This window comes from Adhaeribacter sp., from assembly GCF_057359045.1.
Genome location: NZ_JBMQUD010000128.1, coordinates 13270 through 39324, shown reverse-complemented (window position 1 = coordinate 39324; position 26055 = coordinate 13270). Strand labels below are relative to the sequence as shown.

The following is a 26055-nucleotide window of genomic DNA, read 5'->3' as shown; positions in this document are numbered from 1 at the left end:
TATGTCAGCAATTACCGCCGAATTTATTGGTACTTTAATTTTGATATTGCTGGGCAATGGTGTGGTAGCCAATGTTTTACTCAAAGGAACCAAAGGCAATAACGCCGGCTGGATGGTTATTACTACGGGTTGGGCACTTTCGGTTTTTGCCGGGGTGGTTATTGCCGCTCCTTATAGCGGAGCCCACCTAAACCCGGCGGTTACCTTGGGTCTGGCCATTGCTGGTAAGTTTGCCTGGGATCAGGTTGGTATATTTATCGCGGCCCAGATAGCCGGTGGCATGGCCGGTGCCTTTATCGTTTGGTTACTTTATAAACCCCACTTCGATTCTACCGAAGATTCGTCTTTGCAGTTAGCCGTTTTTTGCACGGGTCCGGCCATCCGGCACCCCTTTGCCAACTTATTTAGCGAGCTGGTAGGTACCTTTGTGCTTATTTTCACGATATTCTACTTTACAGATCCCCAAATGGGCGACCAGAAAACGCCTATTGGTATGGGTTCGCTGGGCGCTTTGCCAGTAACCTTTATTGTTTGGGCTATTGGTCTGTCGTTGGGTGGCACTACGGGTTACGCTATCAATCCGGCCCGCGATTTTGGTCCGCGTTTAGTTCATGCGATATTGCCGATTAAAAACAAATGTGCCAGCGACTGGCAGTACGCCTGGGTACCCATTCTTGGTCCAATTCTGGGAGCCGCAGTAGCCGCGCTTTTGTATTTACTTTTAAGTGCTTAATTTATTTAAATGAAGGTGTTCAGATTATTACCGTTAGCTCTAAGTTTATCCTTTCTATTTTTTACCAGTTGTAAAACCAAATCGCCGGTTAAAGTGGTGGAAAAAAAATTTCCGGCTTTCCTGCAAGAAGGCCACCGGGGTACCCGGGGTTTAATGCCTGAAAATACGATCCCGTCGATGCGCAAAGCCATTGATGTGGGAGCCAACGTACTGGAGGTTGATATCCAAATCAGTAAAGATAATCAGGCAGTTATTGCACATGATTCTTCCATTAGCGGGCTTTATATGCTTTCGCCGGAAGGCCAGGAAATTCCGGTTGAAGAAGGACGTAAAATGTTGCTGTACCAAATGCCCTACGCAGAAATCCGGAAGTACGACGTTGGTTCTAAATATTACCCAGCCTTTCCTGATCAGCAAAAAATAAAGGTGCACATGCCTTTATTAGGCGAATTAATCGATTCGGTAGAACAATACCTGGCGGCTAAAAAAGTAGCCCCCATTATCTACAACATCGAATTAAAATCTAACCCGCAGCAAGACGGTGTATACCAGCCGGCACCCGCTCAGTATGTTAAATTAGTAATGGATGTTATAAAACAGAAAAAGCTGCCTACCCATCGTTTTTACATTCAATCTTTTGATATTAGGTTATTACAGCAAGTACACGCCAACTACCCGGAGGTGGTAATTGGATTTTTGACCGACAACAAGCAGGCTACTGTAGCCGAGAACCTACAAAAAATGGGGTTTACCCCCCAGATTTACAGTCCGTATTACCAATTAGCCACCGCCGAAATGGTACAGCAATGCCATGCTGCCGGGATGAAGTTTGTGCCCTGGACTGTTAATACCCTGCCCGAAATGCAAAGCATTAAACAATTAGGCGTAGATGGCATTATTACCGATTATCCAAACCTTTTCAAAGATCTAAACTAGTAAACAAAAATAAAGCTGTCGCAAACGCAGGCTTTTGCGACAGCTTTAGTGTACAATATTATTTTACCAAGAAATCATTTTCTACCTCCACCGGCCTTTTTCCTCGATAAAAAGGAGCATCTCTAAGATATCATAGAGACAATATTATGATTATGTTAAATCTGTAATACGCTCTTACCTGGGCGTATCCGGTCCTTTATTTTTGTCCAAAAAAGGCATAGTAAAGGCACAAACCTATTTTTTTGTTTAACGAACAAAGCCCCGTTTTACTTTACGCGTAATTATTCATGCAATCAACCACCCCTGTTAAAGAACCTGTCCGGAAGAAAAATTTACTATCGCCACCACCGCACCGCGAGCAGTTACCGCTCGACCGGATTGATCCGGAATACAAACATTTGCGGCTGCAGGTTTTCCTAGGAATATTTCTGGGCTATGCGGGTTATTACCTGGTCCGGAAAAACTTTTCGCTGGTAATGCCCGATTTATTGGCACAGGGCTATTCTAAGACCGATTTAGGTTTTGCATTGTCAGGCGTTTCTATTGCGTATGGTTTAAGCAAGTTTTTAATGGGCAACGTCTCCGATCGCAGTAATGCCCGCATCTTTCTCAGTTTGGGCTTATTGTTATCGGCGTTAACTACCATTTTTATGGGGCTTTCACCGTTTGCGACCAGTTCTATTATCATTATGTTTACCCTCTTGTTCCTCAACGGCTGGTTTCAGGGCATGGGCTGGCCGCCTTGCGGCCGGGTAATGGTACATTGGTTTTCGGCAAAAGAGCGCGGCACCAAAATGTCGATTTGGAATGTAGCCCACAACGTGGGAGGCGGCCTGGTAGGGCCGTTAACTATTGCGGCGGTGTCAATATTTGGTACCTGGCAAAGTAAATTCTATTTCCCAGGTTTAGTGGCGCTGGGGTTTGCCTTAATCGCTTACCTGCTCGTGCGTGATACGCCCCAGTCCTGCGGCTTACCTACCATTGAGGCATATAAAAACGATTACCCCGCTAATTATTCGCAAGCCCAGGAAAAAGAGCTGAGCGCCAAGCAAATATTTTTTGATTATGTATTTACCAACCGCGTGCTCTGGTACATTGCCTTTGCCAATGCCTTTGTGTACCTGGTGCGCTACGGCATTCTGGACTGGGCGCCCACTTATTTAGAAGAAGCCAAAGGTTTTTCGGTAAAGGAAACCGGCTGGGCCTATTTTGCCTACGAATACGCCGGTATACCGGGCACTTTGCTTTGCGGCTGGATCAGCGATAAAGTTTTTAAAGGCCGCCGTGCGCCCGCTACCATTATTTACATGGTATTGGTACTGGTAGCCGTTTTGGTTTACTGGCAAAATCCGGCTGGCAATATTCTGATCGATAATATTGCCCTCATAGCCATTGGATTTCTCATTTACGGGCCGGTAATGCTTATTGGGGTACAGGCCCTGGACCTGGTGCCCAAAAAAGCGGCCGGAACCGCCGCAGGTTTAACTGGTTTATTTGGCTACCTGGGTGGCGCTTTGTTTGCCAATATTGCCATGGGCTTTGTAGTAGACCAGTGGGGCTGGGACGGCGGCTTTATTGTACTAATAGCGGCCTGTGTACTATCCATTCTGTTTACCGCCCTTACCTGGAAAAAAGAAAAACAACATCTTAATTTAATTTAAAGAGAATATCCACCCACAAATAATAAGCATAATGATGAAAGTATTTTTACCACCTCCTTCCAGATTTAAAAGTAATGCCGGAAAAGGATTATTTTTAGGCTTTTGCCTGGCCTTGGTTACTCCTGGCTTAGAGGCCAAACCATTTACCCTTAGCGTGGCTGGTTTGCAGCAGACCCAGAATGTGCCGGTAAAAGGCCAGGTACACGACGAAAACAACACTCCCTTACCCGGCGTAACCATTATTGCCGATGGCAAAGCAGTGGGTATAACCAGTGGCGACGGCACCTTTGCGGTGGAGGTACCCCGCGGTGCTGTTTTAACCTTTACCTTTATTGGTTATCTGCAGGAAAAAATTACCATTACCAAAGCCGAAAGCAACCTGACGGTAAATATAAGACCCGATGCCAAACAATTAAACGAGGTAGTAGTAACGGCCCTGGGTATAAAGCGCGAGGAAAAGGCCTTGGGGTATTCTACTACTACAGTACAGGGTGAAACCTTAACAGAGTCCATGCCAAATAACTGGACCCAGGCACTGAGCGGCCGGGTAGCCGGTTTAAATATGGTTAAATCGGGTGGTGGCCCCGGTGGCTCCAACAAAATAATTTTACGCGGCGAAAATTCTCTTATGGGCGACAGCGAAGCCCTGATTGTAGTAGATGGCGTGGTGCTGGGTGGCAGTAACCGCCAAACCGGTAACGGAAGCAGCGCTTATTTACAATCCGAATCGCCGGTAGATTTTGGCAGCAGCTTAAACGACATCAATCCCGAAGATATTGAAACGGTAACCGTCCTGAAAGGCCCGGGTGCTACCGCCCTTTACGGTGCCCGGGGGGCCAACGGTGCTATTGTTATTACCACCAAATCGGGTAAACCCCGGGCCAAAGGCATTGGGGTTACGGTAAACTCCAATTCAGCAATCGAGACTATTTCGCGCTGGCCCGAATACCAGTACGAATATGGCCAGGGCGTAGCCGGCGAAAATTATTATTCCTTCGGAACCGATGTAGATGGCCGCGCCAGTACCCGCAGCACCAGTTCGGCCTGGGGTCGGAAATTTAACCCCGAAGAAATGTACTTCCAGTACGATCCGGTAACCCGCACCCGCGCTACCGAAAGAACCCCTTGGGTACCGTATAAAAACAACCGGAAAGACTTTTTCCAGACCGGCACCACGTTTACCAACAGTGTAACCTTAGATGGCGGCACAAATAAAACTTCGGTGCGTTTTTCCTTAACCAACCTGAAAAACTCCTGGATAATACCTAACACCGGTTACAACCGCAATTCGGTAGCCTTATCGGCAAGCCAGAAATTAACTGATAAGCTCCAGATTTCTACTAAGGTAAACTATACAAACAAATACACCGATAATTTACCATCTACGGGCTACAACAACCAGTCGCTAATGTACTGGCTCATGTTCCAGGTACCCAACGGTAACCTGGATTGGTTAAAAAACTACTGGATGCCCGGACAAGAGGGGCTGGTACAAAGCTACCCTTTCAGCAGTTTAGTCGATAATCCGTACCTGATTGTGAACGAAATGCTGAATAAATCTAACCGGCACCAAATTACCGGCAACATCCAGGCTACCTACAATTTCACTAAAGATTTAAGCCTGATGGTACGCACCGCAATGGATTTTTCTTACGATGCCCGGTCGCAGCAGCGCCCTATGGATACCGAAAAATTTAAACAAGGTATGTTCTGGACGCAGAATATATTTTCCCAGGAAGTTAACAGCGATTTCTTGCTGCGTTACGGCCGTAAATTAAGTGAAAAATTTGAAGCTTCTATTTCGGGAGGCGGTAGCCGCATGTCTAACCGGTATATCCGCGACGAAGTAAGAGCCAACCGTTTGTTATACCCGCAAATATTTACGTTTGCCAATAGCGCCGATGTGCCGCTGGTACTGCCCTACCGGGCTGAGTTTTCCGTAAACAGTTTTTATGGTTTAGGAACCCTTAGCTATAACAATTTTCTGTTCCTGGATGTAACTGCCCGGCAAGACTGGTTTAGTACTTTAGCCACCGAGTTATCTACTAAAAATACTGGCGCTTTTTACCCTTCGGCCAGCTTAAGTGCTGTGCTTTCGGAGGTGGTAAATATGCCCACGGCCATTTCTTTTGTAAAATTAAGAGGCTCCTGGGCGCAGGTGGGTAGCGGCACCACCCGTCCTTACCAAACATCTTTCACTTATGCTACCGTACCGGGCTTTCCGGCCGGTTTAACCAATCCGTCAGCAGTAGCTAATCCTAATTTGTTGCCATTAACTACCCGCAGTCTGGAATTAGGCGCCGATTTGCGGTTCCTGCAAAACAGGGTTGGTGTAGATGTAGCCGTTTACCGGAATAATACATTTAATCAAATATTAACGGCTCCAATTGATCGGTCTTCGGGTTACAATGCCGCTATTATTAATGCTGGTTTGGTTCGCAACCAAGGCATCGAAATTCAGGCCAATGGCTCGCCATTTAAGAACAAAGGTGGCTTTAACTGGAGTGTAACGGCCAATTTTTCGGCTAATCGGAACAAGGTGGTTGAATTAGCCGACAGCCTGAATACTTACCAAATGCAATCAGGTCCAGGCGGCCGCGGGTCAGTAGAGGCCCGCCCGGGTGGTGCTATGGGTAATATTTACGGCCGCGGTTATTTGCGCTCGCCGGATGGCCAAATTGTTTATGAAAACGGCTACCCACTTTTAAACGACGAACTGATGCTCTTGGGCAACACCATGCCTAAATGGCGGGGCGGGTTTGGAAATGAGTTTGCTTATAAGAACTTCCGTCTGAATATTTTAGTTGATGGATCATTCGGAGCCAAAGCCTACTCCCTTACCCACTCGGTACTGGCCGATGCCGGCAAATTGAAAAAGACCATTCCGGGCCGCTACAATGGCATTATTGGTAATGGCGTAATTAGTAACGGCGATGGCACCTACCGCCCCAACGATGTAATTGGCGAAAGTATCTGGACATATTATAACCGGCACTTTGGCCGCGACAACGTGGAAGGCAATATTTTCAGTACCGATTATGTTAAACTGCGTGAGGTTCGCTTTGATTACACTTTACCCTCCAGCCTGTTAAAGCGGGTAAGATTGCAAAAAGCCACCATTGGGGTTTATGGCCGCGACTTGTATATGATTACCAACTGGCCCGCCTTCGATCCAGAGTTTGGCACCCTGAACAACGGCACCATTGATGCAGGCTTTGAGCTTGGCCAATTTCCGGCTACCCGCACCATGGGTATTAACCTCACCATTGGCATTTAAAAACAAAAGAGATTTCAATCATGAAAAAAATAAAAATATTTGGTCTGGCGCTATTAACCATAAGCAGCTTAGCGGTTATTCCGGCCTGTACTGATGGGTTTGAAGAATTAAACACCAACCCCAACCAAAGTTCTAAAGCCTTACCAGAATCCTTACTGGCTACTTCTATTACCGATATTGTAAAGCGGAATATGAACCGGGCCATGCGCATCACCAACGAGCTCATGCAGGTACACGTTACCACCGTCGATTCGGATGAGATTCACCGCTACGAAATCCGCACCGCCGAGGCCGATTACATGTGGAATAACTGGTTTACAAAGCTGACCGACATCCGGGATATTTATACCGGCGGCGAAGAAACCGCGAATAAAACCTATATGGGTATTTCCCTGATTCTGGATGCCTGGGTAACTTCTTTACTAACCGATACTTTTGGTGATGTTCCTTATTCTGAAGCTATCCGGGGTCGCGAAGGAATATTTATGCCCAAGTTTGATAAGCAACAGGATATTTATACCGATATATTCCGGAAACTAGAAGAGGCTAATACTTTATTAACCGGAGCCGCCAACCTGGCCGGCACGCAGGCTGATAATGACCCCATTTACCGGGGCAGTGCCTCGCTCTGGCGGAAGTTCGGTAATTCGCTTTATCTGCGTTTGTTGCTACGGGTGTCGGGCAAATCCGAACCGGTGGCCAATGGCATGAACGCTATAAACAAAATAAAGGAAATGGTAGATACTAATCCCGGGAACTACCCGGTATTGGCAAACAACAACGAATCGGCTATTCTTAAATGGACGGGTACCGTGCCCTATCAATCAGAATTTCAGTTGTGGCGGGCTTTCGATTTTAACGGGTCGCACGGTCTAAGTTCTTTCTTTGTCGATAACCTGGTGGAATGGGGCGACCCGCGAATTGCAAAATGGGCAACTTTATCGCAAGGGGTTTACGCAGGTATTCAGAGTGGATACGAAGTTTCTAAAGTGCCGCCAGCCCAATCACGTTACCAACTTACTTTGCAAACCGAACCTTTACTGGGCAATATTCTGAATTATGCGGAACTGCAATTTATACTGGCCGAAGCTGCTGCTAAAGGCTGGATTAATGGCAGTGCCAAAACCTATTATGAGCGGGGTGTTACCAACGGTATTACGCTTTGGGGGCTAGAGGTTCCCGCCGACTATTTATCCGGTGAAAACCTGAAATGGGACGAAAACTTTACGCCGGATATTAAAATGGAAAGAATTCACCTGCAAAAATACTATACCTTGTTTTTTACCGATTTTCAGCAATGGTTTGAGTACCGCCGCACGGGTTATCCAACCCTGGAAAAAGGACCGGGTTTGCGCAACGGGGGCAACATGCCCGCCCGCTTAAATTACCCGCTTTATGTGCAGTCGCTTAATGGTGCCAATTACCAGGCAGCCGTTGCCGAACAAGGCCCGGATAATATTAATACCAAAGTATGGTGGCAACGCCAATAAGCCTAACCCGGCAATATTTATTTTTAATTTTTTGCAGAAATAAAATGAAATATACTTTATATACCCGTTTAGCTGTATTGGTAAGCATTTTTACTTTTACAGCTTGCTTAAAAGAAGATCCCAACTGGGCCGAAGGCCGACCCAGCCCCATTATTTCTATTGAAGATATCCGTGACCTGCACCGAGGCAATGAGTTAACATTAACCCCCGATAATTTAGCCGGAGCCAACCAGATAGTAGGCATTGTTATTTCCGATGCCGCCGGCAAAAATGTTCCGGAAGGCACCTTGGTTATCCAGAACCGGCGGCGCAATGTAAATCGCGGAATTATTATTTCTTTGGGCAGCAACTCAGCAGTTCCTTTTGTTCCCGGCGACTCGGTGGTGATAGATATTCTGGGCAGTAAATTAGCCAGTGTAAATGGCGCTTTACAAATTACCGGCATTACCACCGATAAAATTCAGAAAGTAGGCGAAAACAAAATTGTAAAACCTACCGACGTAACCGTAGAAAAATTATTGGCTAGCCCTAATGTGTACGAAGGCACTTTAATCCGGGTGGCTGCTGGCACCATTAATCCGGTGCCAGTATCCGGCGAAACGTATAGCGGCGATAAAAACCTGGAAGACGGCTCCGGAACCATGATTCTCCATACCGAGCCCAATTCGCTTATAGCTACCCGCCGCTTACCGGCCAGTGCCGCTTTTACCGGAATTTTAATCCGGCATAATCCGGCGGGTAACGCCACTCAAGGAGCTCAGGTTCAGCTCTGGATGCGCAATCCGGGTGATGTGGAGAATGCCAGTGGGCCCATTTACACTGGCTGGCCCGAAAACTTTGATGGCTTGCCAGCTACAGCTAAAAGTAGCTACAACATGAACACAGCGGCCGTACCTAACAACCAGATTACCCTGAGCACCGGCCCCTGGATGTTGTTTCAGTCAATCCTGGGCGATACTGGCAACGACCGGGCCGTAACTGCGCCTAATGCCATTCGGATGCAACAGGATTTAAGTGTACCGGCTTTGCTACAAATGAATTTTGATGTGCCGAATGGGGCTACTAAAGTAACTGCCTGGATAGGTTCTTACGGAGCGGCCGCCGATAAGCCTGCCCTGTGGAAACTGGAATATTCTACCGATAAGGGGGTAACCTGGAAACAAACCGGAGCAGATAAATTGGCTGTTAATAAGAATAAGGAATTGATAACTTTCCTGATGGATATAGAAGGCCCGGTACGTTTCAGAATATTTAAATACGGCCCTGGCAACGGTTCTACTAATGCTGCCATTCAGAACGGCCGCTTAAGCGTAGATGATTTTGCTATTTATTCAAATTAGCATCAATCCCTTTACGAACGGATTTTATTTATTCTCCTTCCGGAAGAACTGCTTACCCTGAAGCAAACCAATTCTTCTGGAAGGAGAATAAAATAAAAATTAAAGCTTTCTGACCAACTAAATTTTAATTCCACAATAATGAAAAGACGTTCTTTTCTGCAAAGCTTTTTGCTGGTATCGGGTGGTCTCTTGCTCGGAAACCAACGGGCTTTCGCGTTTAAACCAACAGCTGTAACCAAAATCAAAGGCAGCGTAACCGCTAAAGGTAAAAAACTGGCCAATATTTCCGTGTCGGATGGGTTTAGCGTGGTAAGAACAAATAAAAAAGGCCGCTACGAAATGCCTTTAAATCCAAAGGCAAAGTTTGTATTTATATCGGTGCCAGCGGGTTACCATTTCCCCCAAGAAAAAGGTCTGGCCAAACATTACCTGCCGCTTAACCCAACGGCCAACGAATCTTATAATTTTGAATTAACGCCCTTAACTACCGACGATACCCAACACAAATTTATTATCTGGGCCGATCCGCAGGTAAAAACCAAAGCTGATGTAGCCCAAATGATGGCCGAGTCGGTGCCGGATGTGCAGCAATTATTAAAATCTATGCCGGCCGATACGTTAATCCACGGCATTGGGGTCGGCGATTTGGTTTGGGACAACCACAGCCTTTTCCCGGATTACAGTGCTGCGGTAGCCGCCATGAATATTCCTTTTTTCCAGGCCCTAGGCAACCACGACATGGATTACCGCCTGGGCGGCGACGAAACTTCCGATGCTACTTTTCATAAAATTTACGGCCCCACCTACTACTCTTTTAACCGCGGAAAGGTACATTATGTAGTGCTCGATGATGTGCGTTACCTGGGTCGCGAACGCGAATACGACGGCCACATCAGTCAGCAACAATTAGACTGGCTTAAAAAAGATTTGAGTTTTGTACCCAAAGACCATTTAGTAATCTTAAATGCGCATATACCAGTAGCCCGGATAAAAAACCGCGATGCTGTATATGCCCTGCTGGCAGGTTACCAGGTACATATCATGACCGGCCATACCCATTACAACCAGAATATTATTCAGAATGGCATTTACGAACACAACCACGGTACCGTTTGCGGCGCCTGGTGGACCGGTCCCGTGTGCAGCGACGGTGCTCCTTCGGGCTACGGGGTGTACGAGGTAAACGGCACCGATATTTCGTGGTATTATAAATCTACCGGTTTGCCCGCCAATCACCAGATAAGCATACACGTAACCGAACTCACAAACCAGAAACGATTAGTAGCTAACGTCTGGAACTGGGACCCCGCCTGGAAAATAGAATGGTACGCCGATGATTCCTACATGGGGGTATTAACCAATTCTAAAGGCCTGGACCCCACCGCAATGGCTTTGTACCAGGGTGATAAATTGCCGGCCAAGCGGCCCTTTGCCGAACCTACCCGCACCGAGCATTTATTTGTGGCGCATTTTAAACCCGAAGTAAAAAAGATTAAAATATTAGCTACCGACCGGTTCGGCAATAAATACGAAAAGCTTACCCAAATGGCTTAATCGCCTTTATTTAAGTTGTTATTAAACCTTACAATTGCATAAATGAAAAACTTGACTTACCTGGTGCTTAGTGCCGTGTTATTTACGGGTAGTTGCAAAAGCAGCCAACCTAGCGCTCAAAATACACCTCCCCTCCCTTCTTTTAGTACCGAAGGCCACCGGGGCGCTCGCGGTCTGATGCCCGAAAACACCATTCCGGCTATGCGCAAAGCCATTGATTTGGGCGTAACCACCCTGGAAATGGATAGCCAGATTACCCGCGATAAAAAGGTAATATTAGCCCACGATGCACACATTAACCCCATGTTTATGCTGGGCCCCAACGGCCAGGAATTAACCAAAGCCGAAACCGAAAAATTAGCTTTATACCAGTTAGATTACGCCGATATACGGCAGTACGACACCGGTTCTAAATACAATAGCAATTTCCCGGATCAGAAAAAAGTGCCGGCTTACATTCCGTTATTGTCCGAATTAATTGATTCGGTACAAACGTATATTAAAATTAAAAACAAGCCGCAGGTATTTTACAACATCGAAACTAAATCTAAAGTAACCGGCGACAACAAGCTGCATCCCGAGCCGGAAACGTTTGTTAATTTATTGATGAACGTAATTCAGGAGAAGAAAATAACGCCTTACGTTATTATTCAATCTTTTGATTTGCGTACCCTGCAGGTTTTAAATCAAAAATATCCGCAGGTAAGAACTTCTTTCCTCGTCGATAATAAAAAAACAGTAGCCGAAAATATTGCCCAACTGGGTTTTACGCCATCGGTTTATAGCCCTAGCCTTAAAATGGTAACACCCGAACTGGTAAAACAATGCCACGACCTGAAAATGAAAGTAGTGCCGTGGACCGCCAATACCGCCGAAGAAATAGCCCGACTGAAATCTTTAGGCGTTGACGGCATTATTTCGGATTATCCTAATTTATTAACGGCTCAACGTAACTAGCACCGCCGTTCCAGATTCATAATTGTTTTACATAATTTGCGCTTGTTTTAAACCTGTATGATTAATTTTAAGCCTGCCTTTCTCGTGTTTATCTCCTGGCTTACGCTGGCAGCGGCGGCAAAGGCCCAAACCACGGCTGCCTGGGACAGCACCCACCGCCCAGGCAATTTTAACTTAAAAGTTGACCAGTTTAAATCATACCCGAACTCTACCCAGGATATTATTTTTTTAGGTAACAGCATTACCGCCAATACCGATTGGGTAGAGCAGTTGGGCAACCCACGTGTCCGGAACCGGGGCATTTCCGGCGATATTACTTTTGGCGTACTCGAGCGGCTCGCTGAAGTAATTGAAGGTAAACCCGCCAAAGTCTTTATCCTGATTGGCATTAACGATATTTCCCGAAATATTCCCGACCAGGTTATTTTGCAGAACTACCGCAAAATGGTTGCCCGCATTAAAGCTGGTTCGCCGGGCACTAAAATTTATTTTCAGACGCTGCTGCCCACGAACAGTACTTTTGGTAAGTTTAAAAACCATTACAACAAAGAAGAGCACATTCTGTGGCTGAACAATGCCATAAAAGAATTGGGCAAAAAAGAGAAAATAACAGTTATTGATTTATACCCGGCCTTTTTAGATAACCAAAATCGCCTGAAAAAAGAATTTACCCACGATGGCTTACATTTAACGCCGGCCGGCTATCGCAATTGGGCAGCAGTTTTACAAAAAGGCAAATATTTAGATTAAGCCAACTAGAAAATTTACCTTTTAATCCTTTGGGTTAAATACCAAAAAAAGCTTTGGCTAATGTCTGACGACCGAGCCAAAGCTTTTTTGTTTTAATTAAATAATCCTTGATCAGGAGGTTATAACATTAACTTATTTTATTTTAAGTCTGATAGAATGCGAATTGATATACTCTCTTGTACTATTAAACTTGTAGTTGCGTAAGGATGTTTATATGGCACATCAAAAATAACCGCGTTCCTGTTTTTTCTAAAGTTTAAACTGCACAGAAAAACGCAAACCAAATTTCTTCACGGCCGGATCGTTCAGGTAAGTCAGGCGGTGGAAGGCATCTATCCGCAATACTTTAAAAATATTCTCAACGCCGTACCCCACTTCTACATACGGTTTCTTATCCAGGCTTTTAAAAGATTCAATGGGTAAGCCATCCGTTCCGATTGCGGGAATCAGGTTAAGGTTTTGTTTGCTTAAGTTGCCGTACAAAATATTAGAAGTAGACAGCAAACGCCATTTTAATTTTTTAATCAAAGGCAAACTATTCAGGAGCAAACCTTCAAAATATTGCTCGTAGTGCAAAGAAGCGTAAGTATCACTGGCAAACTCAAAATTATTCATGAGGTTAAAAGTTTGCTCGTAGTAAAAAGGCGTTTCGTTACCCAAATGTACCTCTAATAATGGGTACGGTACCGGCGAAAATATTTTACCTGCCTCTAAGCGGTAACGGGCATTACCCAGGCGGCCCATTACAAAATATTGGCTAATACCCACGTCTAAACGCTGGTAATCGACCGACGAATTAATAAAATTATTTAAGCCAATGGTATATTTTAATGATAATACCGGCCATTTGCCGTTGCCTAAACTAATTTGGTCGTTATCGTTAATTACTTTAACCTCGTTGTTGGCGTAACGGGTAAAAAAGCTAATCTCGGAAGTAGAGAAATCCTGGTTCAGGCTGGGCTGCTCGCCCGGCCGGGTATAAAAAGCAAAGTTATAAAGCGGGTTAAAATACCGGTTGGTAAAGGTTATACGTTGGGTTACGCCTTGCAATATTTCGCGTTGCAGGTAAGCACTGGTTTCCTTTGTTAAAAAAGGCCGGCTTAATTCGCCGAAACGCGCAAAACCCATTAAAAAAGGGCTGGCTGCTAACTTTTCCGACATAAAACCTACCCGCTGCAAATCTTCGCGTCGCGACACTCCGGCTTCGCTCCAGCGCTTGCGCGAAAAAATGTACCGGGCATTTACACCGTATTTAAATTGCTGATCTAAAGTACCTAGGGCACCGTAGCCACTAAAAACCCATTTTTTACTAAAATCGATATTGGTTTTTAAACCTACCTGTAGCCGGATGCCTTCGCGGCTGTTGTTGGCATAAAAATACGGGTAAGGACCAAAGCTTATTTTACCGGCTTTAATATACCCGGTAGCCAGAATGGTGGCTATTTTGGTAATCTGTACCATGCGCGGATCGGAGCGAATAGAATCGATCGCGGCATATACCTGGCTTTCGTGGGTAGTTAACGTATCGTGCCGGTTCTGCGCCCAAAAGTCAGCCGATTTGCCTTTGGAGTTGGCCAGCCGTTCAATGGGCTGCTCAAAAAAAGATAATTTTTGCGGCTGGTTTACCACAATATTTTTCGCCGATAAATTTAAATTAACAATAAAGCCCGGCCGGGTTTTACTCATGCGGGCCACTACCATGGTTATACCGGTTTTTACCGGCATCCAGGCGCCGGCGCCGGCACTGGTAGGCTGTTCTTCCTGCACCAGCCTAATGCTTTCTACAAAATTAATATTGGCCGATTTACTAATGGCCGCATCTATTTTACGAATAGCAAACGTTTCATCATCAATCCAGAGGTAGCCGTTAAAAGCTAAATCCTGGGCTCTTTTCTGGGTAAATTTTATTTTATAACACCAGCTATTGCCCAGCAAAAGGCTATCTTCGAGGTCGTATTCATAAGAGCCTTTCCACCCATCGGCAATGGGGCTAATAAAATCTTTCTGGAGCACACTAACCCAGTTCTGGTAAAAATTGTAATCCTGGTATTTATTACCAATTACCTGCGATACCAAACTGCCATCCTGAATGCCAATGCCGGTTATTTTAGTGGCCTTAATAATTTCTTTCGATTTTTTGGGATCGCGGTTGTAATAAACATCTGAAATTGCCTCTGATATAAACAAAGGCATTACCTTTTTGCCTTCGGCGTTGGTTACAAATTTCTGGGTATCTACCAGCGAAGTTATCGCCGACCGCAAACCAATCTTTTTCTTTTGCTGAATCAGGTTATCGGCCTCCAGTTGCATTTTGGTATAGGCTTCGTACTGGTACGCTACCAATTTACGCTTGTCGTTGTTTTTTTTATGGGCAATAACCTGCCGCATAATCGGGAAAGCCGGATTTTCGCCGGGGGTAATGTATATTTCGTTTAACGCTACGCTGGTAGTGGTAAGCGCAAAATTAATTTCCTGGGTAGCTACGCCTTTCTTTACCGGCTGCGTTAAATTTTGGTAACCAACAAACGAAGCGGTAAGCGAATCGGGTAAGTGGGTAAATTTAATATTGTACTTACCTTCTACATCGGTGGTGGTGCCGGTATTGGTATTTTTTATATATACACTCACAAAAGGCAGAATTTCACCAGTGCGTGCATCGGTTACCTTTCCTGAGATCCGATTCTGGGCCATACCGGCATTAACCATAAACGCCAGCAAGAGAATTAACAGAGCTCTCATAAAATATTTCAATATTGGCGCAAATATATTGAAAAATTAACAACTAATGTTATTCCCAGTTACAGATATATAAACAACTGGAATTAAGCTAATTGTTAATATTTACAAACGAGACCAATATCTCAAAATAGTACTATTCTGATGATTTCCTAAACCAATATCAGTAACTAAAAAGCTTTCTTTTAATAGCCGACCTTAACTTCAGATAAGTATTTAATTTCTCCGACATAGCCTTGGGGCTGGGCTGCGGTGTCCGGTAGGTCTGGCGCTTAGCGGTATTCTCGAAATTATCGGGATTAAATAAAAAAAATATTTCCTTTTCCATAGTGTGTAAAAATTGCAGTTCGATGATTCAAAGGTATAAATCTGGAAAAGCCATTACATATTTATTCCTTAAAAAACAGACTTATACTTTACTTTTACAACTACACAAATTACTAATTATCAATATTTTATATAAAATATTTCAGACTTTTAAATTTGTTATTAATAGGCAAAATATTAATTTTATAGCCCAACTTATTTCATTTTATTTTACTTCAATGCTGCTCAGGAAGCTTTAAAAAAGATAAGTAGGCTTTAAACCCACCGCCAAAATTTATTTAAAAATGCGTAATAGGCACAAAAACTACTTTTTTGGTCTCGAAAAAATCTTCTTTAAAGTAGTTTTCTAAATCGTACACTTGGGTTATCAATCCCGATTCCTGTATTTCTTCGGTTAAATCGCCGCCCTTCAGGTAATAAAGGCCATGGTTTAGGTCGTCAGACGGTTTAAAGCGGTTATGGATCCAGGTGTAAAATTCGCCGAGACGCGCTACGGCCCGGCTTACCACAAAATCGTACTTTTCGGTTAGTTGTTCGGCGCGGGTTTGGGCAGCTTTTACGTTGGTCAGGTGCAAAGCATGGGCAATTTCCTGCACTACCTTAATTTTTTTCCCAATCGAATCGACTAATGTAAATCTAACCTCGGGAAACAAAATAGCCAACGGAATACCGGGTAAGCCGCCGCCGGTACCTACGTCTAATACCGTGGCACCCGCCGGAAACTGCACTACTTTGGCAATACCCAGCGAATGTAAAATATGGTGCACCGCAATCTGGTCGGTATCTTTCCGGGAAATAACGTTTATTTTGGCGTTCCAGTCGCGCAGGAGTTCTTCTAAAGCCACAAACTGGCTTAGCTGTTTGGAGCTAGCCTCCGGAAAATATTGCTGAATAAGCGTAGCAGTAGTGCCAGTCATGCGTTTAAAATTATTGGCGTATATATGGGCCTAGTTAAAAACCCGGCCATATTTTACCGGTAATTATTGGTAAAATACGGGGCAAAGGTAAAAAAAATAAGCCCCGATACCTGTGCAGCAACGGGGCTTAAGTATATTCTTTTTAATCTATTTTCCGAAAGAAACTTATAACTAATTTCTAACAACTAACCACTAAATCAAGTGCTTTTTATTTTTAACCATATCATATAGTAACTCGCGGGCGCGGTGCAGTTGCGCTTTTACGGTACCCAGCGGGGCATTTAGTTCAGTGGCAATTTCTTCATAAGAAAGTTCATCGAAATAACGCAAGGTTACCAGGCGCTGGTATTTATCGGGCAGTTTACTTACAATAAACTGCATAATCTGGATTTTCTGGTTTTTAATAGCGCTTTCCTGCGGATTGAGGTTCAGGTCTTTAAAATCGATGTTAATCTCATCGCCGTTATCAATTTTAATGGCCGAGTCGATGCTCATGGTTTTGATTTTATTTTTGCGGATAAAATCAATACAGTTGTTTGTAGCAATCCGGAAAAGCCAGGTGCTAAAAGCATATTCGGGGTTAAATTTGTGCAGGTTACGGAAAGCTTTGGCAAACGCCTCAATGGTCAAATCCTCGGCATCGTCGGGGTTACGCACCATTTTAAGCACCACATGGTAAACCGGCTTTTTGTAAATGGCCATCAGTTCGGCGTAGGCTTTTTCGTCGCCTTCTTCTACTGCCGCCTGAATCAACTTAAAATCGTGTTTTGCTTTAGCAGAAAATTGTTTATTGTTTATTTCCATTTTACTGTTTTAAAGATTAATACCGAGGCACCCAAAACCAGGTAGTGCAAAAAGTACACCAAGTCCAGCACGGGCAAAAGAAAAACCGACAAAGGTTCTTTTAGTTTTCGGGCTATCAAAACATATACCAAGTATACAACGACACCGCGTAGGGTAAAAATTATACCCAAAGGCACAAAATAATCCGGCAAAAACAAAAGAAAAATCGAAATCAAATAAAAAAAAATGTTTGACAGCATAAAGACACCTATGCGCAACTTGTCAGGCAATTTATACTGACGGCCAACCTGCAGGTGCCGTCTTTTCTGAATAATCCACTCCTGGTAAGTATTTTTAGGTAAACTCGCGGTTTGACTTTCTTCTGTAATGGCAATATTTACATTGTGCTGTTTTACAGCGGCTTGTACAAATAAATCATCGTCTCCTCCTAAGGTAGCTATGTGTGAATGAAACCCGTTGTTTTGATAAAAACACGCTTTGGTATAAGCAAGGTTCCGGCCTACACCCATATACGCATGTCCTTTAACCGAAAATGACAAATACTGGATAGCGGTTAACAAGGTTTCAAAACGAATTAAATGATTTAGGAATCCTGATTTTTTTATATACGGCGAATAACCCACCACCAGATCCACACCCCGAACAAAACCCGCCAGTATTTCAGTTAACCAATTAACACTTAAAGGTTTACAATCCGCATCGGTTAGTACCAGGTGCTCGTGTTTTGCTACCGCTACACCTTGGGTAAGTGCATGTTTTTTATAATTTTCAGTATTTACCGCAGTATTTATTAATACATATCTTAAATTTTTAAATTCGTTTTGTAAATGGGTTAAGTAATCTGTGGTGTTGTCGGTAGAACGGTCGTTTACCACAATAACTTCAAACACCGGATACGCTTGGTTAAGCACGGCCGGCAGCAATTGTTGCAGGTTTAATAATTCGTTGTGGGCGGCAATAATAACCGATACAGGTGGCTGAAAGTTTTTGGCCCGGGGCGGCTGAAACTTAACAAATGGTATAAAATAATAAACAGCATACCCCACCTGCACCAGGACCCAAACAAGCAGTAAGTAAAAGCAAGCGGTGGCAACCAAGTTTTTAATAATAGATAATCCTGCAATAATAAATAAATTTAACCAGAGTGTTTTCCCGAAATAGTTGGTCTGCCATTTCGGCATATCAGATATTTAGGTGTAATTTTACCCTTCGGATTACATTAAATTTTAACCGGTGGTTTTTAGCTTACCCAAACAGAAAACGCTGGTACCCCAAACATGACTTTTGAACTAAACGCAACCGATACACATTCTAAAGCCCGCGCCGGCCAGCTTACTACGGCCCACGGCACTATACATACGCCTATCTTTATGCCGGTGGGCACCGCCGGTACGGTAAAAGCCGTACACCAACGCGAACTGAAAGAAGATATAGAAGCGCAAATTATTCTGGGCAATACCTACCACCTGTACCTGCGGCCGGGGTTGGATGTGCTGGAGCAGGCCGGGGGTTTACATAAATTTAATGGCTGGGACAAACCCATTCTCACCGACAGCGGCGGTTACCAGGTATATTCACTTTCGGGAACCCGCAAAATTGTAGAAGAAGGCGTAAAGTTTAAATCACACATTGATGGCTCTACCCACTTTTTTTCGCCGGAAGGCGTAATGGACATTCAGCGCACCATTGGGGCTGATATTATAATGGCTTTTGATGAGTGTACCCCCTACCCTTGCGAATACAACTACGCCAAGCGCTCTTTAGACATGACCCACCGTTGGCTTAAACGCTGCTGCGACCGTTTTGATAGCACCACCGGTAAATACGGCTACGACCAGACGCTTTTCCCGATTGTGCAGGGCAGCACCTATAAAGATTTACGCATCCAGTCGGCCGAAACTATCTCTTCTTTTGGCCGGGAAGGCAATGCCATTGGCGGGTTATCGGTGGGTGAGCCGGCCGAGATGATGTACGAAATGACGGAACTGGTTTGTGATATTTTGCCTAAAGATAAGCCCCGTTACCTCATGGGCGTGGGTACGCCGGCCAATATTCTCGAAAATATAGCTTTGGGCGTAGATATGTTTGATTGTGTATTGCCCACCCGCAATGCCCGCAACGGTATGCTATTTACTACCCAGGGTATTATTAACATCCGGAACGAACGCTGGAAAAATGATTTTTCGCCGATAGATGAAACTTTAGGCGGTTACGCCAGCACTTTTTATTCTAAGGCTTATTTGCGCCACCTGGTACACAGCGGCGAAATGCTGGGTGCCCAAATATCGAGCGTACATAATCTTACTTTTTACCTCTGGCTGGTTAAGCAAGCCCGCGAACAAATATTGGCCGGTAATTACCTGGCCTGGAAAGATAAAATGGTAAAACAAGTAATGCAACGCCTCTAGGTCTCGTTATTCATCTGTTGTTTATCCATTTTATTTTCAGATTGGAAATACTTCATCGTTAGTCGGCTTAACAGATGCTTGGGGATTAGGCGTAATATTTGCAGGTAAAAAATGGTTAATAAAAATTTAACTACATGAAATAAGGAGCAACCGTAAGCCAGCGGCTACGCTAATCTATAAACGCTTAAAAATAATTAAAAACAGATACCCAAATCCCAATAGTCGCTATTCAAAAATAATCGAACCATTGGTTATTGAACAACAAAAATCGATCAACGGTTAACGACAGACGATTAACGCATAATGAAGCTCCTCGATAAGTATATTTTAAAAAAGTTTCTGACCACATTTGTGTTTGTGGTATTAATTCTGATTTCGATTATTTGTGTAATTGATTTTACCGAAAAAAATGACGATTTTATTCAGCACAATGTTTCGATAAAAGAAATATTGTTTGATTATTACATAAACCTGGTGCCGTTTTACGCCAATATGCTAAGCCCCATAACCGTTTTTATTGCCACGGTTTTTGTTACGGCTAAGCTGGCCTCGCACACCGAAGTAGTAGCCATTTTAAGCAGCGGCATTAGCTTTAAGCGTTTTCTGGTACCTTATGTACTGGGTGCGGCAATTATTGGGGCCTTTATTTTTGCCATGATTGGCTGGATTATTCCGAATGCCAACAAAACCCGGGTGGCTTTTGAGGTAAAATATATTAAAAGCCCGTACAACTTCGACCAGCGCAATATCCATTTTAAACTATCGCCTACCGAATACGCTTACCTCGAAAGTTATAACAACACAGCCCACATTGGTTACCGCTTTACCATGGAAACCATTGAGAATAATACTTTAAAGCGTAAGCTATCCGCCGAGTCTATTTCCTGGAACGCCGAGAAAAAGAAATGGCGCTTAGACCGGTATTTGCTGCGCATTATAGACGGTGATAAAGAACAAATTATTGCCCACAACACGCCCGTTGATACTACGCTTAACCTGCTGCCCAAAGATTTTGAAAGCACTTACCGCCTGGCCGAAACTTTTACTTTACCCGAGCTAAACCGCTACATAAACGAACGCGAAATGCGGGGAGCCGACGATGTAGAAATTTATTTAATTGAAAAATACGAACGCTACAGTTACCCGTTTGCCATTATTATTTTAACCGTGATTGGCGTTATTCTGAGTTCGCGGAAAGCCCGCGGTGGCGTTGGTTTCCAGATTGCGCTGGGCTTTGTGCTGGCTTTTATCTTTATTATTTTCGTGATCATGAGCCGCAGTTTGGCGCAGGTTGGCGATGTACCGCCCATGTTAGCCGCCTGGATTCCTTCTATTGTTTTTACCGGCATTGGCATTGTCTTGTACAAAACAGTACCCCGCTAAAAGCACTATTTTACGTAATCAGTTAAAAGGTTTATTACTTTTCTTTCAGGTAAGTGATATTAACTTGTTCTAAAAAATATTTAAGAGAAATTTAAGTTCTGATGTTACGCAGATGGCGCATTAAAATTTAATTTTAAGGTTCACCCTTCCAATTCCGTCATTCCAGAAGAATTTTATGGGTTACCTAATCAAAAGGTTCCTTCGGAATGACAGTGGTGAGTGGGTCTAAGCCAATTGAATTGTTGTTGCGTAACTTCAGTTACTTTAACAGAGCAGGAAAATTATAAGTGGAAAATCCTGCCGGAATATTTTACCTATTAGCTTTTGCCGGCCTACTCCAAGTGCTCTTTATTCTTTATATCTGCCATACATCCACCAACTTAGTTAAAATCAGCAGCTAAACTGCAGAAGTTAAATTTTAACGCATATTACTTATACATTAAACCTCTTGAAAGAGACTGCTACCTTTAAAAATTACCTGGAACTGCATTTTATTGTTTTCCTGTGGGGGTTTACCGCTATTCTGGGCAAACTTATTACCATACCGGCTGTAGAATTGGTTTTTATCCGGACTTTACTTGCGGCTTCAGCTTTGGCTTTTATTATTTACCTGCGCAAAATATCATTTAAAATTGGGCGGGGAGCCATTGTGCGTATTATTGCCGTTGGCTTTTTAATTTCGGCGCACTGGATTTTGTTTTTTGCTTCGGCGCGGGTTTCGTCGGTGGCTATTTGCCTGGCCGGCATGTCTACCATTAGCCTCTGGACAGCTTTTCTGGAACCGCTTTTTACCAGCAAAAAACTACAACTGCACGAAGTATTTATGGCGCTGTTAATCATGGTGGGCTTATACCTGATTTTCCGGTTCGAGTTCGACCACGTCTTAGGGATTACCATGGCGGTTGCCTCGGCTTTGCTCAGCGCTTTATTCTCGATTATTAATGCACGTTTGGTAAAAACGTACCGGCCAGCCGTTATTAGCTGCTACGAAATGGCCGGGGCTTGTGCCGCTACGGCTTTGTTTTTTCCGGTTTACACGCAATATTTTACCGAGGGCAGCGGGTTAAATTTAAACCTGACGGGGCTGGATGTGTTGTGGTTATTGCTGTTATCGCTGGTGTGTACGGTTTATCCGTTTACAGCTTCGGTAAAACTCATGAAAAAAATATCGGCTTTTACGGTTAATTTAAGCATAAACCTGGAGCCGGTTTACGGTATTTTGTTTGCGTTTTTTATTTTTAAAGATGCCGAACGCATGTCGGGTGGTTTTTACCTGGGTGCGGTTATTATTTTATTTAGTGTTTTTGCGCATGCTTTAATTGAGCGGTATTTAAATAAGCGCTACAAACTTAAAGTTGGCCCTGCCACACCCGGTACGCCGCCGGAAACACCGGCACCTTAATTTCGCCGGGGGCAAAAATGCCGTAAATAGCCGAACCGGAACCCGTCATGGCGGCGTATAAAGCCCCTTGCTGATACAGTTGGGCTTTTATTTGGGGTAAAACAGGGTAACGCGGAAACAAAGAATCTTCAAAATCATTCTTAACGCTATCTTTCCAGGTGGTTATGGGCTCTGCTAGTAAAGCTAACAAGGGTTGTTGCGGCGTAGCGGGTTTTACGTGGCTATAGGCCTCGGCGGTGGTAATATGTAAATCGGGGTAAACCACCACGCAATTGTAATTACTTAAATCTAAACTTATCTCCTGGAAAACATCGCCTTTTTCAATGGCAAATATTGGTTTGTTTTGTATAAAGAAAGCACAATCGCTGCCCAGGCTACGGGCATAGTTTTCTAACTGATTGGTTGTTAAACCTAGTTGAAATTGTTCGTTTAAAAGGCGCAACGCAAAAGCTGCATCGGCCGAGCCTCCGCCCATACCCGCCCCGATGGGAATATTTTTGTGCAGGTGCATGCTTACTGGTGGTAAAGCAAAATCGGCTTTTAACAATTCATAAGCTTTCAGGCAAAGGTTAGTGGCAGCCTCGCCGGGTACCGGAATACCCGATAAAGTTAGTTGTGTAGTCTGTGCCGGCAATATTTCCAGGGCATCGCACCACTGCACCGGGTAAAAACACGACTCCAGGTTACGAAAGCCGTCGGGCCGTTGCGCTACAATGTTTAAACCAATATTAAGCTTAGCGTTGGGGAACAGAATCATGGCGGCGAAGTTAGGTAACCGCCTGCATAGTTAAAAGCGTTATGCGTGCGTTTATCAATCCTAATAACATTCAATTTTCATAAGAGCTAAGAAGATTGATAATTTTAGGTTTAACCAAAAACAACCAAATTATTAGTCTGGATTGTAAAATAAAGAACCCTGATTTAGATTTTTAAGCCAGATGAATTAATTTTGGGTTAATTTGTGTTTATACAGGCATGTACCAACGGTATTTTAAAAGAATTTTCGACCTCTTTTTAGTACTGGTAACCTTACCGGTTACTTTGCCGGCTTTTCTGTTTACCGCACTGGTACTTACTTTAGCCCAAACAGGCCCCTTATTTTTTAAGCAAGTACGGCCAGGTAAGCACGGGCAGCTATTTACTATCTATAAATTTTGCACCATGCGGCAGGCTTTTGCACCCGACGGTACCCTGCTGCCCGACGCCGACCGTTTAACCCGGGTGGGCAAACTGGTCCGGAAATATTCTTTAGATGAATTGCCGCAACTCCTGAATGTGCTACGCGGCGACTTAAGCCTGGTTGGTCCGCGGCCGCTATTGCCCGAATATTTAGACCTGTATACACCCGAGCAAGCCCAACGGCATTTGGTTAAACCCGGCATTACCGGTTGGGCTCAAATAAATGGACGCAACAGCATTTCCTGGGAGCAGAAATTTGCGTTGGATGTTTGGTACGTACAAAGGCAAAGTTTTACCCTGGATCTAAAAATATTAATTTACACAGCCGCACAGTTAATTAAACCAAGCGGTATTCAGGCACCAGGTAGTGCCACTGCCCAACGTTTTACCGGAACTTTACCGCATGTTGCCTAAAAACAAATCTTCTTACCCAAAAAATATTGCCATCTTTGGGGCCAGTGGATTGGGGCGCGAAGTCCTGATGCTCATCCACCAGATAAACCAGGTGGTACCTACGTGGCACATAGTTGGTTTTTATGACGATAACTCCGCTACTCCCGTTACCATCAACAAATATCCGTATTTGGGTACGCTCGCCGATTTGCAGGCCGTAAACGAGCCGCTGTGCGTGGCAATTGCCATTGGCAACCCCCAAATGAAAAAAAATGTCCGCCAGAAATTAACCAACCCGCACCTGCAATACCCGGTTTTATTGCACCCGGGCATTGCCAACGAGCCTTACCAGTTTAACCAATTGGGCGAAGGTACTATTATTACCCAGGGTTGTATTTTAACCACCAATATTACTTTGGGCCGGCACGTGTTTTTAAATTTGGGGTGTACGGTGGGCCACGACGTGGTTATCGGCGATTTTAGTGCGCTGATGCCCCACGTAAATATTGCCGGCAATTCTGCTTTGGGCGAGCAAGTGTATGTTGGTACCAACGCCACGATAATCCAGTTTTTAAAGGTAGGCACGCAAGCCATTATTGGAGCCGGGGCAGTAGTACACCGCGATTTACCCGGTGGGGTTACTGCGGTTGGCGTACCGGCCCGTGTGATTAAAAACCACCATGACTAACCCGCCCCGCATTTATTTGTCGCCGCCGCACCTGAGCGGTACCGAGTTAACTTATATCGAGCGGGCTTTTGCCGAAAATTACATTACCACCGCCGGCAGCAATTTACCCGACTTTGAGAACGAATTATGCCGGCTTACCGGGTCAGGGCATGCGGTGGCTTTAAATTCCGGAACGGCGGCCATCCATTTAGCGCTGCAATTGGTGGGAGTTGGTCCCGGCGACGAGGTTATCTGCCCTACTTTTTCGTTTGTGGCATCTGCTAACCCTATTCTTTACCTGGGAGCAACGCCTATTTTTATTGACAGTGAGCCCGAAACCTGGAACATGTGCCCCGCACTGGTTGCACAGGCCATAGAAAGCCGGCTACGGTTGGGTAAAAAAATAAAAGCTATTTTGGTGGTGCATTTGTACGGCATGCCTGCCCAACTTACCGCGCTTTTGGCTTTATCCCGGCAGTATAATATCCCGTTAATAGAAGATGCCGCCGAAGCGTTGGGCAGTACGTACCACGGTCAACCGGTAGGCACCTTCGGCGAAATAGGTATTTATTCTTTTAACGGCAATAAAATTATAACTACCTCGGGTGGCGGCGCATTGGTTACGCCTAAGCCGGCGTATGCCCCAAAAGCTTTGTTTCTGGCCACCCAAGCCAAAGACCCGGCCCCGCATTACCAGCATTCTGAGGTTGGTTACAATTACCGCATGAGCAATATTGCGGCGGGTATTGGCTTAGGACAATTAGCCGTGCTGCCAACCCGCGTAAAGCAAAGGCGCGCTATTTATGATTATTACCGAACCGCGCTGGCCGATTTGCCGGAAATTTCGTTTTTACCAGAACCAACCGACTACTTTAGCAACCGTTGGCTTACTTGTGTTGTGTTCTCGCCAGCAGCCACCGAAAAACTGGAGAAAGTAAAGCAAGCTTTAGCCGCAGAAAATATTGAGGCCCGGCCGCTCTGGAAACCTTTGCATTTGCAGCCTTTATTTGCGGGTTGCCCTTATTTTGGGCAAGAAACAGCCACCAATTTATTTAGCCGGGGTTTATGCCTTCCGTCTGGTTCGGCCTTAACGCCCCAGGACCTTAACCGTATTGTGGCGGTTATTAAAAATCAATTTTAA

At 44.5% G+C, this 26055-nt stretch carries 21 protein-coding genes; 15 read left to right on the top strand and 6 right to left on the bottom strand.

The genetic code is table 11. From position 1 onward, the window contains the following. The first annotated feature begins 1 nt into the window (after nucleotide 1). The 9 genes from ACO1R6_RS20270 to ACO1R6_RS20230 all read left to right on the top strand — a co-directional run bounded on the left by ACO1R6_RS20270 (nucleotide 2) and on the right by ACO1R6_RS20230 (nucleotide 12698). The gene (locus tag ACO1R6_RS20270) at nucleotides 2-733 is read left to right on the top strand and encodes an MIP/aquaporin family protein (protein WP_486266930.1); all 732 of its coding nucleotides are present in this window, start codon (nucleotides 2-4) and stop codon (nucleotides 731-733) included. A gap of 96 nt (nucleotides 734-829) precedes the next feature. Beyond that, the gene (locus ACO1R6_RS20265) at nucleotides 830-1669 is read left to right on the top strand and encodes a glycerophosphodiester phosphodiesterase family protein (protein ID WP_486266929.1); all 840 of its coding nucleotides are present in this window, start codon (nucleotides 830-832) and stop codon (nucleotides 1667-1669) included. A gap of 287 nt (nucleotides 1670-1956) precedes the next feature. Continuing rightward, nucleotides 1957-3330 carry a glycerol-3-phosphate transporter gene (gene glpT / locus ACO1R6_RS20260; protein WP_486266928.1) on the top strand — a complete coding sequence of 458 codons (1374 nt, stop codon included), beginning with the start codon at nucleotides 1957-1959 and terminating at the stop codon, nucleotides 3328-3330. Between the two features lie 31 nt (nucleotides 3331-3361). Further along, a complete protein-coding gene (locus ACO1R6_RS20255) occupies nucleotides 3362-6607 on the top strand; it encodes a SusC/RagA family TonB-linked outer membrane protein (RefSeq protein ID WP_486266927.1) in 3246 nt (1081 codons plus the stop codon). A 20-nt stretch (nucleotides 6608-6627) separates the two neighbouring features. Next, complete coding sequence (locus tag ACO1R6_RS20250) at nucleotides 6628-8097, top strand: SusD/RagB family nutrient-binding outer membrane lipoprotein (RefSeq protein ID WP_486266926.1); 1470 nt, start codon at nucleotides 6628-6630, stop codon at nucleotides 8095-8097. Between the two features lie 44 nt (nucleotides 8098-8141). Next, nucleotides 8142-9437, top strand: coding sequence for a DUF5689 domain-containing protein (locus ACO1R6_RS20245; RefSeq protein WP_486266925.1), 1296 nt, complete (start codon nucleotides 8142-8144; stop codon nucleotides 9435-9437). 138 nt (nucleotides 9438-9575) lie between these two features. Then, entirely contained in the window at nucleotides 9576-10991 is a 1416-nt protein-coding gene (locus tag ACO1R6_RS20240; RefSeq protein WP_486266924.1) for a calcineurin-like phosphoesterase C-terminal domain-containing protein, read from the top strand. A 42-nt stretch (nucleotides 10992-11033) separates the two neighbouring features. Further along, nucleotides 11034-11948 (top strand): glycerophosphodiester phosphodiesterase, encoded by a 915-nt coding sequence (locus ACO1R6_RS20235; RefSeq protein WP_486266923.1) that lies wholly within the window; start codon nucleotides 11034-11036, stop codon nucleotides 11946-11948. Nucleotides 11949-12005: 57 nt separating this feature from the next. Beyond that, on the top strand, nucleotides 12006-12698 hold the full coding sequence (locus tag ACO1R6_RS20230) for a GDSL-type esterase/lipase family protein (RefSeq protein WP_486266922.1): 693 nt from the start codon (nucleotides 12006-12008) through the stop codon (nucleotides 12696-12698). A 249-nt stretch (nucleotides 12699-12947) separates the two neighbouring features. Here ACO1R6_RS20230 and ACO1R6_RS20225 read toward each other — a convergent pair whose 3' ends face one another. The 5 genes from ACO1R6_RS20225 to ACO1R6_RS20205 all read right to left on the bottom strand — a co-directional run bounded on the left by ACO1R6_RS20225 (nucleotide 12948) and on the right by ACO1R6_RS20205 (nucleotide 18663). Next, nucleotides 12948-15437 carry a DUF5686 and carboxypeptidase-like regulatory domain-containing protein gene (locus tag ACO1R6_RS20225; RefSeq protein ID WP_486266921.1) on the bottom strand — a complete coding sequence of 830 codons (2490 nt, stop codon included), beginning with the start codon at nucleotides 15435-15437 and terminating at the stop codon, nucleotides 12948-12950. Nucleotides 15438-15597: 160 nt separating this feature from the next. Continuing rightward, nucleotides 15598-15762: a hypothetical protein gene (locus tag ACO1R6_RS20220; protein ID WP_486266920.1), complete on the bottom strand. Its 165-nt coding sequence runs from the start codon at nucleotides 15760-15762 to the stop codon at nucleotides 15598-15600. Nucleotides 15763-16039: 277 nt separating this feature from the next. Further along, nucleotides 16040-16678 carry a 16S rRNA (guanine(527)-N(7))-methyltransferase RsmG gene (gene rsmG, locus ACO1R6_RS20215; protein WP_486266919.1) on the bottom strand — a complete coding sequence of 213 codons (639 nt, stop codon included), beginning with the start codon at nucleotides 16676-16678 and terminating at the stop codon, nucleotides 16040-16042. 192 nt (nucleotides 16679-16870) lie between these two features. Further along, a complete protein-coding gene (locus tag ACO1R6_RS20210) occupies nucleotides 16871-17482 on the bottom strand; it encodes an RNA polymerase sigma factor (RefSeq protein ID WP_486266918.1) in 612 nt (203 codons plus the stop codon). Then, the gene (locus ACO1R6_RS20205) at nucleotides 17473-18663 is read right to left on the bottom strand and encodes a glycosyltransferase (RefSeq protein ID WP_486266917.1); all 1191 of its coding nucleotides are present in this window, start codon (nucleotides 18661-18663) and stop codon (nucleotides 17473-17475) included. The genes ACO1R6_RS20210 and ACO1R6_RS20205 overlap by 10 nt, the downstream gene beginning before the upstream one ends. Nucleotides 18664-18759: 96 nt before the next feature. Between ACO1R6_RS20205 and tgt the strand changes: the two genes are divergently transcribed. The 3 genes from tgt to ACO1R6_RS20190 all read left to right on the top strand — a co-directional run bounded on the left by tgt (nucleotide 18760) and on the right by ACO1R6_RS20190 (nucleotide 22675). Continuing rightward, nucleotides 18760-19890, top strand: coding sequence for a tRNA guanosine(34) transglycosylase Tgt (tgt, locus tag ACO1R6_RS20200; RefSeq protein WP_486266916.1), 1131 nt, complete (start codon nucleotides 18760-18762; stop codon nucleotides 19888-19890). A gap of 303 nt (nucleotides 19891-20193) precedes the next feature. Continuing rightward, nucleotides 20194-21273 carry an LptF/LptG family permease gene (locus ACO1R6_RS20195; protein ID WP_486266915.1) on the top strand — a complete coding sequence of 360 codons (1080 nt, stop codon included), beginning with the start codon at nucleotides 20194-20196 and terminating at the stop codon, nucleotides 21271-21273. A 448-nt stretch (nucleotides 21274-21721) separates the two neighbouring features. Continuing rightward, nucleotides 21722-22675, top strand: coding sequence for a DMT family transporter (locus ACO1R6_RS20190; protein WP_486266914.1), 954 nt, complete (start codon nucleotides 21722-21724; stop codon nucleotides 22673-22675). Here ACO1R6_RS20190 and ispE read toward each other — a convergent pair. Beyond that, nucleotides 22623-23432 (bottom strand): 4-(cytidine 5'-diphospho)-2-C-methyl-D-erythritol kinase, encoded by an 810-nt coding sequence (gene ispE / locus ACO1R6_RS20185; RefSeq protein WP_486266913.1) that lies wholly within the window; start codon nucleotides 23430-23432, stop codon nucleotides 22623-22625. The two genes, ACO1R6_RS20190 and ispE, sit on opposite strands and share 53 nt — an antisense overlap. 218 nt (nucleotides 23433-23650) lie before the next feature. Between ispE and ACO1R6_RS20180 the strand changes: the two genes are divergently transcribed. The 3 genes from ACO1R6_RS20180 to ACO1R6_RS20170 are packed head-to-tail and all read left to right on the top strand — an operon-like array spanning nucleotide 23651 to nucleotide 26055. Further along, nucleotides 23651-24268, top strand: coding sequence for a sugar transferase (locus ACO1R6_RS20180; protein WP_486266912.1), 618 nt, complete (start codon nucleotides 23651-23653; stop codon nucleotides 24266-24268). Next, the gene (locus ACO1R6_RS20175; protein WP_486266911.1) at nucleotides 24258-24935 is read left to right on the top strand and encodes an acetyltransferase; all 678 of its coding nucleotides are present in this window, start codon (nucleotides 24258-24260) and stop codon (nucleotides 24933-24935) included. Before ACO1R6_RS20180 ends, ACO1R6_RS20175 begins: the two co-directional genes overlap by 11 nt. Next, complete coding sequence (locus ACO1R6_RS20170) at nucleotides 24928-26055, top strand: aminotransferase class I/II-fold pyridoxal phosphate-dependent enzyme (RefSeq protein WP_486266910.1); 1128 nt, start codon at nucleotides 24928-24930, stop codon at nucleotides 26053-26055. The genes ACO1R6_RS20175 and ACO1R6_RS20170 overlap by 8 nt, the downstream gene beginning before the upstream one ends.

Coding starts and splice junctions, on each gene's coding strand:
- ACO1R6_RS20175 (WP_486266911.1), top strand. CDS start 24,258: ATGTTGCCTAAAAACAAATCTTCTTACCCAAAAAATATTGCCATCTTT.
- ACO1R6_RS20210 (WP_486266918.1), bottom strand. CDS start 17,482: ATGGAAATAAACAATAAACAATTTTCTGCTAAAGCAAAACACGATTTT.
- rsmG (WP_486266919.1), bottom strand. CDS start 16,678: ATGACTGGCACTACTGCTACGCTTATTCAGCAATATTTTCCGGAGGCT.
- ACO1R6_RS20220 (WP_486266920.1), bottom strand. CDS start 15,762: ATGGAAAAGGAAATATTTTTTTTATTTAATCCCGATAATTTCGAGAAT.
- ACO1R6_RS20240 (WP_486266924.1), top strand. CDS start 9,576: ATGAAAAGACGTTCTTTTCTGCAAAGCTTTTTGCTGGTATCGGGTGGT.
- ispE (WP_486266913.1), bottom strand. CDS start 23,432: ATGATTCTGTTCCCCAACGCTAAGCTTAATATTGGTTTAAACATTGTA.
- ACO1R6_RS20245 (WP_486266925.1), top strand. CDS start 8,142: ATGAAATATACTTTATATACCCGTTTAGCTGTATTGGTAAGCATTTTT.
- tgt (WP_486266916.1), top strand. CDS start 18,760: ATGACTTTTGAACTAAACGCAACCGATACACATTCTAAAGCCCGCGCC.
- ACO1R6_RS20225 (WP_486266921.1), bottom strand. CDS start 15,437: ATGAGAGCTCTGTTAATTCTCTTGCTGGCGTTTATGGTTAATGCCGGT.
- ACO1R6_RS20270 (WP_486266930.1), top strand. CDS start 2: ATGTCAGCAATTACCGCCGAATTTATTGGTACTTTAATTTTGATATTG.
- ACO1R6_RS20250 (WP_486266926.1), top strand. CDS start 6,628: ATGAAAAAAATAAAAATATTTGGTCTGGCGCTATTAACCATAAGCAGC.
- ACO1R6_RS20230 (WP_486266922.1), top strand. CDS start 12,006: ATGATTAATTTTAAGCCTGCCTTTCTCGTGTTTATCTCCTGGCTTACG.
- ACO1R6_RS20195 (WP_486266915.1), top strand. CDS start 20,194: ATGAAGCTCCTCGATAAGTATATTTTAAAAAAGTTTCTGACCACATTT.
- ACO1R6_RS20180 (WP_486266912.1), top strand. CDS start 23,651: ATGTACCAACGGTATTTTAAAAGAATTTTCGACCTCTTTTTAGTACTG.
- ACO1R6_RS20255 (WP_486266927.1), top strand. CDS start 3,362: ATGATGAAAGTATTTTTACCACCTCCTTCCAGATTTAAAAGTAATGCC.
- ACO1R6_RS20235 (WP_486266923.1), top strand. CDS start 11,034: ATGAAAAACTTGACTTACCTGGTGCTTAGTGCCGTGTTATTTACGGGT.
- ACO1R6_RS20170 (WP_486266910.1), top strand. CDS start 24,928: ATGACTAACCCGCCCCGCATTTATTTGTCGCCGCCGCACCTGAGCGGT.
- ACO1R6_RS20205 (WP_486266917.1), bottom strand. CDS start 18,663: ATGCCGAAATGGCAGACCAACTATTTCGGGAAAACACTCTGGTTAAAT.
- glpT (WP_486266928.1), top strand. CDS start 1,957: ATGCAATCAACCACCCCTGTTAAAGAACCTGTCCGGAAGAAAAATTTA.